The 16,938-nt window shown below is 63.8% G+C and carries 17 protein-coding genes; 11 read left to right on the forward strand and 6 right to left on the reverse strand.

Annotation, left to right across the window (positions count from 1 at the left end; all coding sequences use genetic code 11):
* A partial coding sequence (locus tag Q8K99_11815) for a hypothetical protein (protein MDP2183240.1) occupies window positions 1-117 on the forward strand: 117 nt, incomplete at its 5' end.
* A 138-nt stretch (window positions 118-255) separates the two neighbouring features.
* Here Q8K99_11815 and Q8K99_11820 read toward each other — a convergent pair.
* Genes Q8K99_11820 through Q8K99_11830 form a run of 3 tightly spaced genes read right to left on the reverse strand, consistent with a single transcriptional unit; the run spans window position 256 to window position 1,947 of the window.
* On the reverse strand, window positions 256-504 hold the full coding sequence (locus tag Q8K99_11820) for a DUF3343 domain-containing protein (protein MDP2183241.1): 249 nt from the start codon (window positions 502-504) through the stop codon (window positions 256-258).
* Between the two features lie 2 nt (window positions 505-506).
* Window positions 507-992, reverse strand: coding sequence for a MogA/MoaB family molybdenum cofactor biosynthesis protein (locus tag Q8K99_11825; GenBank protein ID MDP2183242.1), 486 nt, complete (start codon window positions 990-992; stop codon window positions 507-509).
* Between the two features lie 52 nt (window positions 993-1,044).
* A complete protein-coding gene (locus tag Q8K99_11830) occupies window positions 1,045-1,947 on the reverse strand; it encodes a selenium metabolism-associated LysR family transcriptional regulator (GenBank protein ID MDP2183243.1) in 903 nt (300 codons plus the stop codon).
* 153 nt (window positions 1,948-2,100) lie between these two features.
* Between Q8K99_11830 and Q8K99_11835 the strand changes: the two genes are divergently transcribed.
* Genes Q8K99_11835 through Q8K99_11850 form a run of 4 tightly spaced genes read left to right on the forward strand, consistent with a single transcriptional unit; the run spans window position 2,101 to window position 4,893 of the window.
* A complete protein-coding gene (locus tag Q8K99_11835) occupies window positions 2,101-2,517 on the forward strand; it encodes a transcriptional repressor (GenBank protein ID MDP2183244.1) in 417 nt (138 codons plus the stop codon).
* Window positions 2,517-3,230, forward strand: coding sequence for an energy-coupling factor ABC transporter permease (locus Q8K99_11840; protein ID MDP2183245.1), 714 nt, complete (start codon window positions 2,517-2,519; stop codon window positions 3,228-3,230). Before Q8K99_11835 ends, Q8K99_11840 begins: the two co-directional genes overlap by 1 nt.
* Complete coding sequence (locus tag Q8K99_11845; GenBank protein MDP2183246.1) at window positions 3,230-4,030, forward strand: energy-coupling factor transporter transmembrane component T; 801 nt, start codon at window positions 3,230-3,232, stop codon at window positions 4,028-4,030. Before Q8K99_11840 ends, Q8K99_11845 begins: the two co-directional genes overlap by 1 nt.
* Window positions 4,027-4,893, forward strand: coding sequence for an ABC transporter ATP-binding protein (locus tag Q8K99_11850; GenBank protein MDP2183247.1), 867 nt, complete (start codon window positions 4,027-4,029; stop codon window positions 4,891-4,893). Before Q8K99_11845 ends, Q8K99_11850 begins: the two co-directional genes overlap by 4 nt.
* 14 nt (window positions 4,894-4,907) lie before the next feature.
* Here Q8K99_11850 and Q8K99_11855 read toward each other — a convergent pair whose 3' ends face one another.
* The gene (locus Q8K99_11855) at window positions 4,908-5,909 is read right to left on the reverse strand and encodes a glycosyltransferase family 4 protein (protein ID MDP2183248.1); all 1,002 of its coding nucleotides are present in this window, start codon (window positions 5,907-5,909) and stop codon (window positions 4,908-4,910) included.
* A 148-nt stretch (window positions 5,910-6,057) separates the two neighbouring features.
* Between Q8K99_11855 and Q8K99_11860 the strand changes: the two genes are divergently transcribed.
* Complete coding sequence (locus Q8K99_11860; protein ID MDP2183249.1) at window positions 6,058-6,870, forward strand: glycosyltransferase family 2 protein; 813 nt, start codon at window positions 6,058-6,060, stop codon at window positions 6,868-6,870.
* Here the strand turns inward: Q8K99_11860 and Q8K99_11865 are convergent.
* Complete coding sequence (locus Q8K99_11865) at window positions 6,867-8,057, reverse strand: FprA family A-type flavoprotein (GenBank protein ID MDP2183250.1); 1,191 nt, start codon at window positions 8,055-8,057, stop codon at window positions 6,867-6,869. The genes Q8K99_11860 and Q8K99_11865 overlap by 4 nt on opposite strands.
* A 688-nt stretch (window positions 8,058-8,745) precedes the next feature.
* Here Q8K99_11865 and Q8K99_11870 point away from each other — a divergent pair.
* The 3 genes from Q8K99_11870 (at window position 8,746) to Q8K99_11880 (ending at window position 12,527) form a co-directional block, all read left to right on the forward strand.
* Window positions 8,746-9,489, forward strand: a complete 744-nt coding sequence (locus Q8K99_11870) for a hypothetical protein (protein MDP2183251.1) — start codon at window positions 8,746-8,748, stop codon at window positions 9,487-9,489.
* A 90-nt stretch (window positions 9,490-9,579) separates the two neighbouring features.
* Complete coding sequence (locus Q8K99_11875; protein MDP2183252.1) at window positions 9,580-10,614, forward strand: glycosyltransferase family 2 protein; 1,035 nt, start codon at window positions 9,580-9,582, stop codon at window positions 10,612-10,614.
* 182 nt (window positions 10,615-10,796) lie between these two features.
* Window positions 10,797-12,527 (forward strand): class I SAM-dependent methyltransferase, encoded by a 1,731-nt coding sequence (locus tag Q8K99_11880; GenBank protein MDP2183253.1) that lies wholly within the window; start codon window positions 10,797-10,799, stop codon window positions 12,525-12,527.
* Between the two features lie 64 nt (window positions 12,528-12,591).
* On the opposite strand, the gene Q8K99_11885 is transcribed toward Q8K99_11880, so the two are convergent.
* On the reverse strand, window positions 12,592-14,406 hold the full coding sequence (locus tag Q8K99_11885; protein ID MDP2183254.1) for a hypothetical protein: 1,815 nt from the start codon (window positions 14,404-14,406) through the stop codon (window positions 12,592-12,594).
* Window positions 14,407-14,777: 371 nt separating this feature from the next.
* Here Q8K99_11885 and Q8K99_11890 point away from each other — a divergent pair, with 371 nt between their 5' ends.
* Both Q8K99_11890 and Q8K99_11895 read left to right on the forward strand, forming a co-directional pair.
* Complete coding sequence (locus Q8K99_11890) at window positions 14,778-15,602, forward strand: hypothetical protein (GenBank protein MDP2183255.1); 825 nt, start codon at window positions 14,778-14,780, stop codon at window positions 15,600-15,602.
* Window positions 15,599-16,873 (forward strand): hypothetical protein, encoded by a 1,275-nt coding sequence (locus Q8K99_11895; GenBank protein ID MDP2183256.1) that lies wholly within the window; start codon window positions 15,599-15,601, stop codon window positions 16,871-16,873. The genes Q8K99_11890 and Q8K99_11895 overlap by 4 nt, the downstream gene beginning before the upstream one ends.
* Window positions 16,874-16,938 lie beyond the last annotated feature (65 nt).

Raw genomic sequence — 16,938 nt, forward strand, 5'->3', positions numbered from 1 at the left:
ATCCGGCTCATACAGCAACGAGCCTACGGCTTCCACGACCCCTTCGCACTGATAGCGCTCGCCCAGCTCACGCTCTCCGGACTCTGCCCCCCGCTACCCGGAAGAGGTCGGGCGTGACCCACACATGTGTCACAAGATCCCAATAAGACACAGATGCACCGACGGCCATATCCGGGGCCGACGATGCCAGACGGGTTCGTAACAGCAGTTACATACTAGGTGCGCACGGGGAGTCCGTCAACGAACGCGAACTGCTCAGACATCCCAGATATCGCCCGTTGCGTCGGGCGAAAGACCAGCTTCGGCCAGGCATTTTTCGGCGGTCCGGGAGTTGGGGGGAGAGACTCGCAGGGCAATGCCGCACAGTTCACCGAAATCCCGCGGAGCGGGTATCGGTGTGACCCCGACGCCCGCGTCCAGAAGCGTGCGCTCTGCAGCCAGCGCACGGTGCGTCGAGCCGAAACCGTACACGATGAAGCGCGTCTTCTCGCGGGACCCGGGCACCGCTAGCACGCGCCCCCGTCCGCCATATGCTGGACGGCCAGCTCGAGCATCTCCGCGATGACGCCGAATGCCTCCATGGTCGCTTCCGGGCCGCCCGGGAGGTTCACGATCAGGGTGCGTCCCCGCACGCCGGCCGTAGCCCGCGAGAACATGTGGCAGGGGTCGCTCTGGCGCATGTGCGCCCGGATGGCCTCGGCGATCCCGGGCACCATGCGCTCGCAAACGAGTTCGGTGGTCTCGGGCGTGAGATCGTGCGCGCCGAGTCCTGTCCCTCCCAGGGTGAACACGGCGTCGGCACCCTCGACATCTGCCAGCTCGAACAAGGAGGCGGTTATCGACTCGGGGTCATCGGGCACGACATGGTAGGCGACGATCACCCATCCAAGCCGTTCGCAAGCATCGATGAGGGCAAGCCCGGCGTCGTCCTCGGCAGTTCCTTCGAAGCGATTGTCCGAACACGTCAACACGCCAATGCGAAGTTCGCTCACAGCCCTCTCCCGCCATCGGATACGACGAGCATAAAGGATGGGTCCGGCTGCGTCATCCGGTTCCCGTGCCCAACCTGTCCCGCAGATGCTCCAGGAGTGCGGCCGCCGCGCGCGAAGGCTCTCCCTTAGGTAGAACTACATAGAACGGGCGGCTCACAGGGAACCTCGCGAGAGGCACCCGCGCGACGGTCCCGAGCTCGAGCGCCTTGTCGACCATCCACTGGCTCACGACACCCAGGCCCATACCACCCTCGACGGCGCTGACGATAGCCTCGCTCGTGCCGAGCTCCATGAGCACGCGAAGTTCGTCGGGGTCGATACCGGCCTCACGCACGACCTCCTCGGTCACGAGGCGCGTCCCGGAGCCCTCCCGGCGCATGATGAACGGCTCCTCGGCGGCATCGTCCATGGTCGCGCTGTGGGCCGACGCGAGCGGGTGATTCGGCGGGCAGATCATCACGAGCTCGTCGGTGCCGATCGACTCCAGCCTCACCCGGCCCGTGTCAACGCGGGCGCCGGTCATGCCGATGTGCGCGGCGCCCGAGGTGACGGCTTCGATGACGCCTGCGGTGTCGGAGACGGTGAGCGAGATACCGACCTCCGGGTAGTACGTCAGGTACCTGCCAAGGAGCCGCGGGAGTACGTACTGCCCCGGCGTGGTTGACGCGGCGATCGCGAGGCGTCCGGAGACGCGCCCGCCCATCTCGGCAACCTCGTGGTGGGCGCGCTCGACGTCGCCGAGGATCCCCTGCGCGATGGGGAGCAGCACGCGCCCGGCCTCGGTCAGCTCTATCCGCCGGTAGGCGCGGTCGAACAGCGTGGCGCCGAGGTCGGCCTCGAGCCCCTGGATCTGCATGGTGACAGCCGGCTGCGACAGGTCCATGGCGCGCGCAGCCCCGGAGAAGGAGCCGTGCTCGACGACCATCACGAATGCACGCAGGTGAGTGATGTTCAAGATGCGGATCCCTTGTGTTGCCCCCCTCTTACGGACTCCATGCTACTCCAATTCGGGCCGCGTCCGGCTATCACGCGGCGTTTCGCATGTGTGTATGGGGGTACAATCGGCAGAAGTGAGAACGATTCTCACCTAGCCTGCCAAGGAGCGCCTATGGCCAGCGTGTACGGAGAGAAGCGCACGTCGCCGCAGCGCGAGCGAATCGCGGCTGCGGTCGATGGCATGAGCAGGGCATTCACGATCGAGGAACTCGCGCGACGCGTGAGAGCGCGCGATACGGGAACAGCGGTGGCGACCGTTTACCGCGCCGTGGCGGCGATGGAGGACTCGGGCTACCTGGCACGCGTGGGCGAGTCCGGCGGGCACGCGCTGTACGCGCGATGCGTGGTGGATGACCACCATCATCACCTCGTGTGCACCGAGTGCGGCGCGGTTGCGCATGCCGCATGCCCGCTGGACGCCGGTGTGCTCGCCAGCGTGGAGCGGCAGGGCTTCGTCATCACGCGCCACGAGATCACGATGTACGGCCTGTGCCGGACGTGCCGCCGCGGCGTGGCAGAGGCCAGCTGATGTCGCACATCCACATACCCGACGGCGTTCTGCCGCTGTGGCTGTGGGCGAGCGGCTGGATCGTCGCGCTCGTGCTCGTGGGGGTCGCGGGGCGACTCGCCGAGCGGCATGAAATGCGACGCAAGGTGCCGCTCCTTGGCGTACTGGCGGCGCTCATGCTCGTGGCGATGTCGAGCGAGATCGTCCCGCTCGCGTACCACATCAACCTCGCGGTTGTGGCCGGGGTGCTGCTGGGACCGGCGCTGGCGGTAATCGCGGCGTTCATCGTGGAAGTCGTGCTCGCGATGCTCGGCCACGGGGGCGTGACCGTACTCGGCCTCAACACCGTGGTGCTGTCCCTGGAGATGGTGGCCGGGTGGGCGCTGTTCCGCCTGCTGGTGGGACTGCTCACGCGGCGGCGCGCGGGCTTGGCGGCCGGGGTCGCGACCGTGCTCGCGCTCGCGATCTCGACGACGGCGATGGTGGGTGTCGTGTGGATGGGGAGCGCGACCGGCGCAACCGAGATCGGGGAAGCGACCGTGGGCCCCGGCCTGTCGGTCGCGCGGTTCGCGGCCGTCGTCTACACGCTCGGGCCGATCGGCTGGCTCATCGAGGCACTCGTGACCGCGGGGATACTGGGCTACGTGGCCCGGGTGCGGCCCACGCTCGTGTTCGCAGGCGCGCTGCGCGAGACCACGCGGCACCTCCCCGGCGACGAGGCCGGGGGTCTGTGATGAACATCGGGGCCGTCGATCACTCTGCCACGCTTGGCACGTCATGGCTACACCGCGCCTCGCCGGTCGCCAAGCTTGCCGCGTTCGCGCTCACGCTGGCGGCCGTGGTGCTGACATGGAACGCGCTGGTAGTGGCGTCGCTTGCGATCATGCTCGCCTCCGTGGCTACCTCGTGCAGACTCAAGTTCAGGTTGACCTACAGTCTTGCGCTCTACCCCGGGCTGTTCGCTTTGGTCTTCGCGGTATCGTCGGCACCCGACGCGCTTGTGGGCGCGGTCATAGTGCTGAAGGCCGTGACCGCCGCGCTCGCCGCCGTGATCATCGTGCTCACGACCCCCTACCCTCAGGTGTTCGCGCCGGTGCAGCGGATCGTGCCGTCGATCGTTGGCGACGCGCTGCTCATGACGTACCGGTCGACGTTTCTGTTGCTCGAGAAGTTCAGCAACCTGCTGCGCGCGGTCCGACTGCGATCGGGACTCACGGCCGGACACCCCGTTCGCGCGGCGCGCGCGACGACGTCGGCACTCGGAGGGCTACTGCTCTACTCCTTCGATCTCTCGCAGCGCGACTACGACGTGATGCGGCTGCGCGGCTACGAAGGCAGGCTGCGGGCGCCGCTTCCGCGCGGTGAGTCGCCCGCTCGCGACGTCGCGCTCGTGGCAGGCGCGGCGCTTGCACTCGCGACGAGCGCGCTCTGGCGTGCGGGTGCAGCGACGCTGAACCCGTACAGCTGGCTCGTGGCGATACCGGCGCTTCTCGCGCTCGGCGTGGCCCTGATAGCTACCCGGAGGAACCGATGATCGAGACGCCCGGCCACACGCATGCGCCGTCCGACGACGAGATCGTGCGCGTCAGCTGCGTGCGGCACTCCTACGAGGACGGCACCAGCGTGCACCTCTGCGGCCTGGACTTCGTGGCCCGCCGAGGACAGCGCATCGCGGTGCTCGGCCCGAACGGAGCGGGCAAGACGACGCTGCTCTTTCACATCCTTGGGCTGCTACACAGCAAGGAAGGGTTCGTGCGAGTGTTCGGCGTGGACCCCGGCGCAGAGTGGCCAAAGATCCGCCGCCGCATCGGCGTGGTGCTCCAGAACGTGGACGAGCAGATCCTCGCGCCCACCGTCGCAGACGACATCGCCTTCTCCCCCCGCCAGTACGGCCTGGCCGAGGACGAAATCGCGCGGCGGGTGGACGCGACGCTTGGGCTGCTGGGCATCCGCGAGCTGCACGGGCGCGTGCCGCACAACCTCTCCGGTGGCGAGAAGCGCAAGGTCGCGATGGCCGGGGCGCTGGCGATGGAGCCGGACCTGCTCGTGCTCGACGAGCCGTTCGAGGGGCTCGATCCGGCGTCGAGAGAGGTGATGTCGGACCTGCTCGCGGACCTGGCCGCAGGCGGGACGACGGTCGTGCTGACGACCCACGACATCGACGCGGTGCCCGAGATCGCGGACTACGCCTACGTGCTCGCACCGGGCGGCGCGATCGCGCTGTCGGGGACGCCGGCCGAGGTGTTCGCGTCGGTCGAGGTGATGGCGGCGAGCAACATCAAACCGCCGGTGCTGGCGGAGCTGTTCGCGCGGCTGCGTGCCGAGGACGCGAGCGCGCCGGAGACGGCGCTCACGGTGGACGCAGCGGTTGAGGCGCTGCGGGAGTGGCGGGGGTAGCTGGGCGCAGCCCGCTACGGCTCGATCCGATAGACCTTCTCCCAGCGCTCGATGTTTCGCGACATGAGTCGTGTCTCCGCCAGCACTCGACCAGCACTGCCGATCGAGTGCCGCAGCTCGGCATCGCGGATGAGCGCCCGAAGCGACTTGAGCCAGCCTTTGGTGTTCTTCACAAGGAAGCCGTTCTCCCCGTGCCTGATCGTGCGGGTGTAGGGCTCTACCGCTGAAGCCACCACCGGCAATCCAAGCATGGCGTACTCCATGTACTTGAGATCGCTCTTGCATCTGTTGAATCGAGTGTCGACAAGTGGCGCGACCGCGATGTCGAAGTCCTGAAGCACGTGGGCATACTGTTCGATCGGAACCGTGTCGACGAACCTGATTCGCGGGTGGGCAGGAACCCAGTCGGGCTCGGCGCCAGCCAAGTGGAGTTCGAGCTCGGGGAATTCATCAAGCAACTGCACGAGCACCGGCCCTACCATTCGGACGTCACTGCGATGGCTCGTGCTACCGCCCCACCCCAGCACGAGGCGGTCCGACTGAGCGGAATCCTTTGGCTCGATTGCCCAGTGCTCGTCAGGCAACATGTTAGGGAGAATCGTCGTTGCGGGGTTGATTCGTCTGAGAATCTCGGCGAGCTCGGGTGTGGTGGTTGTCGCGACCTGGCAGGCACGCGCGATGTCTGCCAACCGCTCCAACATCTCCGGATTCCACGACAGTCGAGCCGGATTGTCGGGAGCAAGGTTCCAGTAGTCGTCATCGATGTCGGCGACCGTCATGCGCCCCATGGCATTCAGGTACTGGACAACCTCCAGTACCTTGGGGACCTGCTGCCTGAGCGCTACAAATATGTCACACGCATCGACATCGATGTCTTCGAGGCGGTCTGTCATCACGACGTTGTGGCCGCGTCGTTTGAGCTCCACACCAGGGACATGACAGCGATACCAGGCCACACCCCAGAAGCTGCTGACGAGGAAGGCGATGTTCTTGGGGTTGTCCGTCCGCTCTACCATTGCTGCCCTCCGCGCATGCCGCCGGAGTGTTCAGAATAGCAGAGCTGCCTGGGAACACGGCAATCCTGTCGAGTGCGATATCCTGTTACCCTGACGCATCGCCCGTTCGCATACAACTAGGCAGCCTCGAGCATGGAGCGAGCCGAACATGGCCAAGGAACGCCGAGTGTCCATCATCGTGCTGACGCACAATCAGCTCGACTACACCAAGGCGTGTTTCGACGCGATCTTCGAGACCACGGCGGGCTTCGAACTCGTGGTGGTTGACAACGCCTCCACAGATGGCACCACCGATTACCTACGCGAACTGGATCGCGAGCGCCGCAACATCCGAGTCATCTACAACACACGAAACGCAGGGTTCGCCCGAGGCTGCAACCAAGGCGTCTCGGTCGCCAAGTACGAACTCCTCTGCCTGCTCAACAACGACACCGTACCCCACGCGGGCTGGCTCGACGCCATGCGAAAGGTCATGGACAAGGATGCAGGCATCGTCGGCGCACGTCTCCTGTTCCCCGACATGACGCTTCAACACGCGGGTATCGCATTCAGGCTGGAGAACGTCGGCGGACGAACACTCGTGAGACCGAGCCACCGCTACTACCGTCAACCGGCCGACCTGCCGGAGGCGAACGTACTCGAGGACGTGGTCGGCGTCACCGGCGCGTGCCTGCTCACGAGCAAGCGTGTGTGGCACGAGATGGGCGGCCTCGATGAAGGGTACATCCTGGCCAACTACGAGGACGTCGACTTCAACCTCAAGGTTCTCCAAGCCGGATACCGAATCATCTACCAGCCGGATGCGGTCCTCATTCACTACCAGAACACCACGGTGAACAGCAAGGCTGGCCAGGCCGATGACCCGGCGCAATACCTTCTCCAGAATCTCGTCCGACTCAACGCGAAGTGGGGGTCGCTCATTCGACCGGCCCTTGAAGCGGCACAGGAAACCCCTAGCTAGGCATCCCCGACCCGCCGTGCGAACTGCGCACCCCACTCACGCGCAGCGTCCAGCTCTCCGGCAGATGGACGATACTTCTGGGTGAGGGGCTCGAACGGCATCTCGAAGCCGATCGCCTCGAGCCGCTCGGTCATCTGCTGCACGGCTCCGCTGCTCCAGCCGTAGGAGCCGAACGCACCCGCAATCTTGCCTGCCGGCTTGAGGCCAGCGAGGTACTGCAGGTAGCCAGCCACGCGGAAGAGCATGCCGTGATGCAGCGTGGGCGAGCCAAGGAGCAGCGCGCGCGCGTCGAGCAGCTCGCGCGTGAGGTACGAGATCGGGGTGAGCGCGAGGTCGTAGACAGCGACGTCCACGCCCTCGGCGGCGACGCCGTCGGCGACGGCGCGGGCGAGCGCGTCGGTCGAGCCCCACATCGTGGAAAACGCCACGACAATCTTCTCGCGAGTCTCCCCTGCGGTGAGCCGCCCGTAAGCTTCGAGCACCTTGCCGACGCCCTCGGCGCGCCAGATCACGCCGTGCGATGGCGCGATGGTCTCGATATCCCAGCCCTGTGCGACGACCTTCTCGACGGCTTTCGCAACCTGGGACGAGAGCGGCATGAGGATGTTGGCGTAGTAGACGGTGAGCTCCTCAAGCGCGAGGTCGTAGCCGACCTCATCGGCGAAGCGTTCCGAGGAGGCCATGTGCTGGCCGAATGCATCGTTGGGCAGCAGGGTCTTGGACTCGGCGACATAGGTGAACATCGAGTCCGGCCAATGCACCATCGGCATGGGCAGGAAGCGCAGCGTCTTGTCACCCAGATCGATGACGTCATCGGGGCCGACCGTCTCGATCTCGAGCCCGTCGTGGTACTCGGCCACGCCGGCGACGCCCGCGCGGGTCGCCACGACGCGTGCCTCGGGCATGGCGGCCATGATCGCGCGCAACCCGCTGTTGTGGTCAGGCTCGACGTGGTTCACGACGATGACGTCGACGGCGTCAGGCGGGAGAATCGAGGCGACACGCGAGAGCAGCTCATCGGCGAAGGGGGCCTTCACGGTGTCGATGAGAGCGATCTTCTCGCTGCCCTGCACGAGGTAGGCGTTGTAGGTTGTTCCGCGCGGCGTCTCATAGCCGTGAAAGTCGCGCAGGTTCCAGTCAATCGCTCCGACCCAGGAGATAGAGTCGGAGACAGGGATGGCTCGCATCGTGGATGCTCCTCTCTCTGTGCACCCCATGAACGTACCCCAACTTGCGCAGCACATCGCAAGAAGGAGCGTTCAGCCACACTTCGCGTCGGATACGTGTCCTCTGAAGAGCGATGGCAGCACGACGGAACCCTGGCAGGGCGAGGGTCGCTGAAATGCGAACCGCGCACCATGTACGGATTCGACGCGCTGCCTTCCCCATGCCCTCCCCCGGCGCCTCCGGCTGCTCCGTTCTGGGGAGCGACGGACGCACATGGCTGGCATTCGTGGATGCCTCACCTAGCGGTGTCGCCGTGCCGCTGTCGCGCCCCTCCCCCAGAAGTGTCGCGCGCCAACAAGAGCAGAAAGGAGCGCGCTTCAGGAGTAGGGCGTCGGCGAGAGGGCCAGCGCCCCGCTGCGATGTTTCAGGAGACGCCGGCGCGGGATCTCTCTTGTTCTTCGCATAGACAGGCCCCGTAGGGCACCTCGATCTCCTCGTGTCAGATGACTAGGTCGGGTGTGACGGTCGTGCCCAGCGTCGCTCGGTTGAGGCTTCAGCCCGATCCCGCTCGGCAGACCGACTGCGAGCCAAACGCCGCTAGACACCTGTATGATGCTGTAGGCCCTGGGCGCGCAGAGGAGCGTAGCCTCGGGAAGACCTCGATCACGGAGATGGTCGAGTTGATTCCTCACCAAGAAGGGAAACGTGATGGCCGGGACACCGTACCTTGTGTTTGGACCCGCATACCGGCACAACTGCGGTGGGGTTCGCGCCCTGCACAGGCTCGTGCATCTTCTCAATGAGCGAGGCCAAGAGGCTTACTCCTCTGAGGCGGGAAACCCCGACTGGAACGAGAAGCACGTCTCGGAGTACAAGGGCGACGAGGGGCCAATCGTGGTCTACCCTGAGGTGGTCTTCGGAAACCCTGTCGGCGGCAAGAAGGTCGTGAGGTGGGTGCTGAACGTTCCGGGATTTGTCGGAGGGCCGACGGACTATCCCGCCGAAGACCTGGTATTCACTTGGTCCAAGAAGTTCCTGGACCTGCCCGACTCAAGGCTCCTCAGCGTGGGGAGTCTGGAGCATGAGCTATTCAACACCGAGGGAGTCTCAGAGAAGACAATCGACTGCTTCTACGTCGGCAGAGGGATAACGCGCGGCGCCACGCTGCTCCCGCAGACAGACGGGCTGTTGGAGATTACATCCGACTATCCGCCAACCCGCAAGGAAGTCGCAGCGCTGATGAAGAAGACGCGGACCCTGTACTCATACGACGACGTGACACAAGTAGTGTCGGAAGCTCTATTATGCGGATGCAGGGTGGTGCTTCTGCCTGAAAACGTGGAACTGACGTTGGACGACAGAGAAGAAGGGGACACGAGAATAAGCTACGAAGACCAACTGCGGAACTTCGTCGAAGTAACACAAGCGTACTACATGGATAATCTGGAATGACGACGGACGACGTGGGCTGGCCCCATTCGCAGTGCCACGCAACGACGCCGTCCCTGAGACTCGCGCAATGATGGCCGCAGGGGACACGCGATGAAACTGCTGGGGGTCGTGCTCTGCTACAACGACGCCGACATCCTACGCGACGTAATTGGACACCTGGTCGCGAATGGGCACGACATCATTGCGTGGGACCATGGTTCGACGGACGGCACCGCCCAGGTTCTCGACGACTTCTCCGATGCGATTGTCGAACGGCGGCTCATTCCGCGCACCTTCGATTTCTACGAGATGTACCCTGCGATGTCTCGACACCTGATGCAAGACTACGTTCGACAGTATGACTGGATCTCGTGGCCGGATGATGACGAGATCCTCGAAGGCCCTCACCGCAACCGCAGCTACGGGGACTACCTTGCGGAGATGGCCGACTCGCCGTACGACTGGATCCAATTCCTCAATTTCAACTTCTGGGTGACTGAAGAGGACGACTTGGACGTTCTTTCGCCCAACCAGCGCATCCACAGATACGCCGTGTTTCCCAACTGTGCACCGCGAATACGCTCATGGCGGGCAGGAGTCACCAACGTGCGCGAGTTCAACCACAACCCTCTGCCGGGGAATCGTTCGCCATCTGTCTTCCGTCTACGGCACTACCCTGCCCGAACGTATGCCCAGTTGTATCGGCGCATCTTCATTGACCGGGCAAACATGCAGCGAGGGGCGCAGAACTTCCACTACAACGGGCTCCTAGCCAATCTCGCAATGACAACCATCCCCGCCAGTGCGCTACTTCTCGATGACGGACAGGCTGACCTTTCTGATGAACCGGTGTTTGACTGGCTGTCCCTCTACAGTGGTGCTGCGCAAAGTGAGTACGCCAACAGACCCCTGGTAGCGGGCGGAGAGAGCGTCGCGCGTGCATCTGGGCGCGCAAGCGATGGCGAGCCTGCCTCACTGGAGGATCTCGCCGTTGAGGTGGCCAGACTCGTCATGGACAACGATGTTGCTCGCGCAACCGAGTTCTATTTGCAGCATCGAGTGCGCTTCGACGGCGACCCGATGATTGGGCAGTTCGATGAAGCGATGCGGGCGCTTCGAGCGGACCGCGATTCTGCCGAACAGTAGATCGCCGCGACTGGCATCATATGTGCAAGTTACGCGGCCAATCTGAGTCAACGACCGTCCGACTTGCGCGATTCCCCGTTTCATCCGCTACGATGCTGGAAGATTGGGCTTCTTGCGCTCCGGTCGACCTGCCATTGACCAGCCGCCTCCGCTGATAGCTCAGAGATAGGTGGATGAAGAGCATGTCACTTGATCCGAAGCTATTCGACTACGACGAAGCCGCCGACGTGTGGGTGGCCCGTGGCATGGGGGATTTCGCGTACGCCGACGGCAGTGAGGACTACCTCGCGGAGGTGTTCGAGTCCGTCGAGCACGTGAGCGACTACCCGGTCGAGTTCGCCGACCAGATACGCGATTGGCCTTCTCGGTACCATCTCTCCCATCAGCGCGTGAATCTCATGGACTCCATCTCTGAGCTGATCGACCCGTCTTGGAGCGTTCTCGAGCTGGGGGCGGGACCAGGCGCACTGACGAAGTGGCTGGCTGGCCGCGTAGCCCACGTCGACGTAATCGAAGGCAGCCGCGCGAGAGCGGCAGTGAACCGACGGCGAACGCGAGAAGACACGAACGTCAGAGTCATGGTCGGCAACATCGTCGATGCACCAATCCCAGAAACCTATGACATGGCCACACTCATCGGCGTACTCGAGTACGGCAAGACTCGCGAGGGCTGTCTCGACATGCTGCGGAAGGTACGCTCTGCGCTCACCGGCGACGGAGTCCTCATCCTTGCGATCGAGAACCGACTGGGCGCCAAGTACTGGGCGGGATGCCGAGAGGACCACTGCAGCCGGTTCTTCGAAGGCTTGCTGGAGTATCCGAACGCCGACTCTCCAATAACCTTCAGCAGGAGGGAGCTGCAGGCGATCCTCTCGGAAGCAGGCTTCGCTCACCAGCAGTTCTACCATGCGTTTCCCGACTACAAACTCCCGACAGTGATGTTTCGCGAGTCGGACGAGATCGAACCACTTCGACCCTATCAGTGGGCCAGGGAATTCGCTGAGGAGTATACGGGGGCGCGGCTCTTCCTCTTCCCAGATCCCCTGCTCCTGAAGAGCGTCAGCGATGCGGGCCTGCTTTGGGAGTTCTCCAACTCGTTCGTGGTGGCGTGCTCCGTCTCAGAGCGACCGGCGCTTGAGACTTCCTGGCTAGTACGGAAGTACTGGAACAAGCATCGTCCGGAAACCCATCACACGATCAGTCTGTACAAGCGCGAGGGTCAGTATCGGATCGAGCGAGCTCCTCTGGGCCCCGGGCTCGACGAGACACAATGTGGAGACTACAGATTCAGTCTGAAGAATGCGGATTATGTGAATGGCGTTCTGCTGACCTTTGAAGTGTACTCAGCCCTCGTGTCCGAGCGCTGGTTTGAGCGAGTCTCCGCTCTGGCCCGTGAGGTCCAGGATGAGGCGAAGCAGCGCTTCTGGAAGGGGGAGGTGGACGACGAGGGCTATCCCCTGCTGCATGGAGCATCGCTGGACTTCGCCTTCTGGAACCTGGTCCGAACACCCGATGGATCGCTGGTCCTCATTGACGAGAAGTGGGAGTGTCTCGCGCCGATCCCTGCCGACTACCTGATGTTCCGGAACCTGCTAAACACATTCGGGAGTTTCAGCGCGTTCGTCAAGCCGGGGCCGCTTGCCGCGATCCGGCAGTTGTTGGAGGAGTCCTATCCGCAGATCACAGACGAGCGCATCCAGGCACACTTCGTGCGGGAGACCGATTTCCAATCGCAGGCGACGGGGCGAGAGAGCGAGGTGAAACCGCCGGAGGAGGCCCGCTACGGGGCCAACGCCGTGGACAGACTCTCGCGACTCGAAGCCGCCGCATACGCGAAAGACAAGGCGGCCGAGCAGCTTGCAGCCATCGCGCCGAGCATAGAGACGTTGACACACCTGCTCGGCGAAGAATGATGCGCCGGAATGATCGCGCGCAGATGTGGGGCAGCCTTCTCGCGCATTCCATCGGCCCCGATTCTCACGGAATCCGATAGAAGGCCAACTGTCCGTCGGCGCTTTGGATAGGTGGCACACCGAGAGCCGCCTGCATTCCCGGCTCGTTCGCACCGCCCCCACGGCGATCCACCCAGACGCCCGCGAACCCGCGCGCCTCGATCTGCGCGAGGAACTCGGCAGCTGGAAGGCTGCTCACCTGCCGCTGCCAGATGTCGGACTCCCTGCCCCGCATAGCACCGTAGCTCCAACGCAGCGTCTTCGAGTGGATGTAGGCCTTGAAGTGCTCGTAGTCCGGCATCCCACCGACAGGAGGGCTCTCAGGAAACGGGACATAGGGCAGCTGGAAGATCATCGAACCTGGCGGGACAGACGCCTCCACCGCCGCGACGAAGGCGTCGTCGTTCTCGTACGCGGCCGACAGACCGCCGAAGTCGATCGCCATAGACGGGGTGGTCTGGTCGAGAACCGCGACGATGACCAGCACCGCAACGAGCGCGGCGGTCGCGAAGGGCAGCTGCGCCCAAGGGCGGTTGAACGCGAACCGATCCAGCAGCAGCGCCAGCGCGAAGAGCGAGAAGAACGCGATGTAGACACTCACGCGATTATACGCACGGATCTCGGGGGACACGAAGAACGCGAAGAGCGAGCCAAACCCGCCGAGGACGCCAACCAGGAGGGCTGTCAGGTTCATCGCACCGAGCGGCTCCATGACCTCTGAAGCTGGGCCCTTCCTGGACGGCCGTATCCGAAATGCCGTCCAGGCGAGCAGCGCAAGAAACCCTATCACGCCGAGAGTACCGAGGGTCGCCGTCTCGTTCTCGTTCAACGGGCTCACGCCGCTGATGGATTGATTGTAGCGTTGCTTCCACTCGGCCAGTATTGGCGACCTGTGCCCACCGACGGGGAGCACGAGCTGTGTGATCTTGAGTGCGTACAACTCGGACTCGAGCGGCAGCCGAATGATCGCCTCGGGATTCGATCCCTGCAGGCGATGGTAGACAACGCTGGGCGCGACGCTCAGCAGAACCGCGCTGACAATCACGCAGACGAGCAGGAGTGCCGGCATTGCGAACAACACACCGCGACGCTTGGACCACGCGTACACCGCAATGGCACCCAGGAAGATGCAGGCGAAGAAGGCATAGTAGATGCCGGAGCAACCGACAACGAAAGCGACCGCTATCGCAGCGACGCTCCGTCTTTCGCGCCAGACGAGTTTCCCATCCTTGAGGAAGGGCGGCGTACCCGATGCCGCCCACAGCCCGAGCAGGGCAGTCAAGGGGATCGACCAGTACGCCGCCAGCGCGAGGTGGGAGATTCCGCGCATGAAGTGGAACGGGAGCAGCACGAAAGCAAGGCTCGCTACGAAGGCGGCGGGCCGCGAGACGCCGAAGCGCCTCATAACGAATAGTGACGTGACCCCAGAGAGCGCGAACCCGAGGAGAAAGTACATGTTGTTGGCCATGACGGCGTCGCGGAGAACGAGTGAGATGAGCTTGATGAGCAGCACGTGTGCGCCGTCGGTGTTGGGATAGTCCAGCAGAAGCTGGCCCATGGGGGCGCCTACGGAGGAGTTGGAGTACGCCCATCCGTGTTCGATCATACCCTTCGTCACGGCTTGTCCGAAGACGGCATCACTACTGTAGGCGAACGGAACACGGAGGTCCGAGGGCGAGACTCCGAGAACCCGGGCGGCGAGAAGCACGCAAAGCACCGCCGTACCGACGTACAACACCGTCTCTTGCGTCACTAGTCGTGCACGCAGACTCTCCCGGACGCTGCGCCGCGCACCCCCCGCTCGCTCGGTTTCGCGCTCCTCCAATTGGCCATCTCTCACGTCATCACTCCCCTTGCCCTCTGGTGCAATCTCGCGCTGCCCCCTGACTGGAGGCGTCCGCCCAACGCGGTGTGTGACAGACTCCCGCTGCTGAGTGTAGCCGACGCTTGCTCCAGGGTCGCGGAAGCTACTCGCTTTGTCGACACACCGAGTTACCTCACCAGAAATGTCGTCCAAACCGATTCGTTGCCTCACGTAAGGATGTCGTCGAACGCGTAGCGTCAGTCCCGTCAGTCGAAACTGTGACGAGGAGGCGCGACGAGGGTGCCTTTGACGATGACGGAGAGACACGCGGTGACGATCCTCGCGCTCTTCCCGTGAAGATACCGCTATGTCATATTCTTCTGACATAGGGGAAGGGGGATTCTCGCATGCCGAGAACTGGCTACTGCTCCGAATGCGACGCCGACGTCGAGCTGACTGAGGAGGACACGTGTCCGTCGGGCCACTCGTCTGATCGCATCTTCGATGTCCGCGAACAAGATGTTGCCCTCGAGTCTCAGCAACAGCAAACGACCGAAGGCGCTCGACGAGCAAAGAAGGCCACTTGGTTGTGGGTGGCGGCAGCTGTCATCGCCATACTCGGGGTCGCGGCGATGGCTTCCAGCCGAGACGGGTCGCCCGTCCCACCGTCCCAACCGGCCGCGCCCTCCGCGCCGCAGCCAGAAGTCCCGGCCGCCGAGGCTCTGCCCCAGGACGGCGTTCAGAATGCGTCGTTCGAGGACTGGTCGAATCCCGTGCCGGCCGGTTGGTACCTCTCGGGCATCGCAGAAGGCGGGATGGTGACACGGCGACCAGACTGGAAGAAGTCCGGTGCGAACGGGGCGGCGCTCCAGAACTCCAGCGACAACCCTGCCGAGAGTACCGAGCTTTGGCAACCGATCGTCGTGACAGCAGGCACGACGTATAAGGCTAGTGTATGGGTGCTCAGTGATCGGAAACCATCGTGTGTCATTCTCTCCATCCGGTTCGTCGATGCGACGGGCGAGGTACTCGAGGAAGCCTCCGTCGCAGGAGACCAGGCGGGGATTGCGGATTCTGAGATGAAGCAGCTTGTCGCAACCGGGACGGCCCCCGAGGGAGCGGTGACCGCACGGCTCTTGCTCCTGCTGGCTGGCGGGAATCATGTGAGTGGAACCCCCTCCCCCTCGACTGCCGTGTTCGACGACCTTGCCTTCGAGGCTTCCGAGAAGTGAGGCCCCCAGATGCCTATCCCGCAAAGAACGCGAACACTTTGGCGGCCATCGCCGACATCGTGGGGACAAGAATCGCCGCCACCGACAAGCGTGTGGGGTGGCTGCTCCTCGGGGGCGCCCTTGCCCTGGTGGCTCTACTTGCCCTCACTCGCCAGTTCGCCCTCGAGCGCCTCCTGCTCGTACCCCTGGCGCTGACCGCAACAGCATTCTCCGAGCGAGCTCGCCTGGTCGCCGGCATCGTGGCCGTTACCTTCGCCGTGCTCATCGCCCTCGTACTCGGGCAAGGGCCACAAATCGCCGCAGACGGCATCGAGTACTACCAGACACTCGTTTGCATGGCGAACCACTGGACGCCGGATCTTCAGGCGGGAGACCTCGATAGATTCCATGAGTACGCGTCCGCAGAGGGAATGGGGGCGCCTGCAGACACGAGCAACTACTACGCCGAGGGACAGGGTGGACGACGATACGGCTACCATTTCTGGTTGTACGAGGCTGTGGCGCTGCTACCCATGGCGCTCTTGAGCACCCTGGGTCTCGGCCATCTTGTTGCGCTGCAGTTCACGAACTGCGCGCTCTTTGTGCTTGCATGGTGGATGCTATTGCGACATGCGGCGTATGACCCGTTCCGTCGCCGCGCGTTCGCGCTCCTGTGGTTCGCGAGTCCAATCCTGGGCTACATCAGGTGGCCCAATCCTGAGGTACTCACGGCTTCTCTTGTCGTCATCGCCATTTGCCTCGCCAGCCGCAGGAACTACAGATGGGCGGCCCTCTGTGCTGCCCTCGCGTCGACGCAGAACCCGCCAGCGCTGCTGCTTCTCGGGCTGATTCTTGTGCTATCCGCACTGCAGGCGTGGCGTGACCGGAACGCGTACCCGCTCGTTCCGGTCACGGCTGCCGCGTCATTCGCCCTGCTCCCGACGGTCTTCAACATACTTGCGATGCGCACGGCAAACCCGATTGCTGGAAACCTGGGTCTCGTGGGGTTCCTTCAAGCAATGTCACTGCAGCGCACCATGGACTTGTTCCTTGACCTCAACATGGGTCTGCTGCCTTTCGTGCCGATTCTCATGGTGCTCTCATTGGTTGTGCCGCTCATGGCAGTCTACCGGGGGAGATGGCTCCCGGCGGTGGCAGTCCTCACAGCCATCGCGATGGCGTCCCTGACGTCGGTCATGGGCAACTGGAACTCGGCGACCGAAGGCATCATGCGATACGGCACCTGGATACTGCCGCTCCTAGTACTCCAAACCGTAAGTTCGCTCACGTAACCGTCCCTCCTCACGCCGCGGCCCGCACCGCCGTATCCGATAGCTTCGCCATGAGTTCGGCGAGG

Source organism: Actinomycetota bacterium (assembly GCA_030682655.1).
Taxonomy (GTDB): domain Bacteria; phylum Actinomycetota; class Coriobacteriia; order Anaerosomatales; family JAUXNU01; genus JAUXNU01.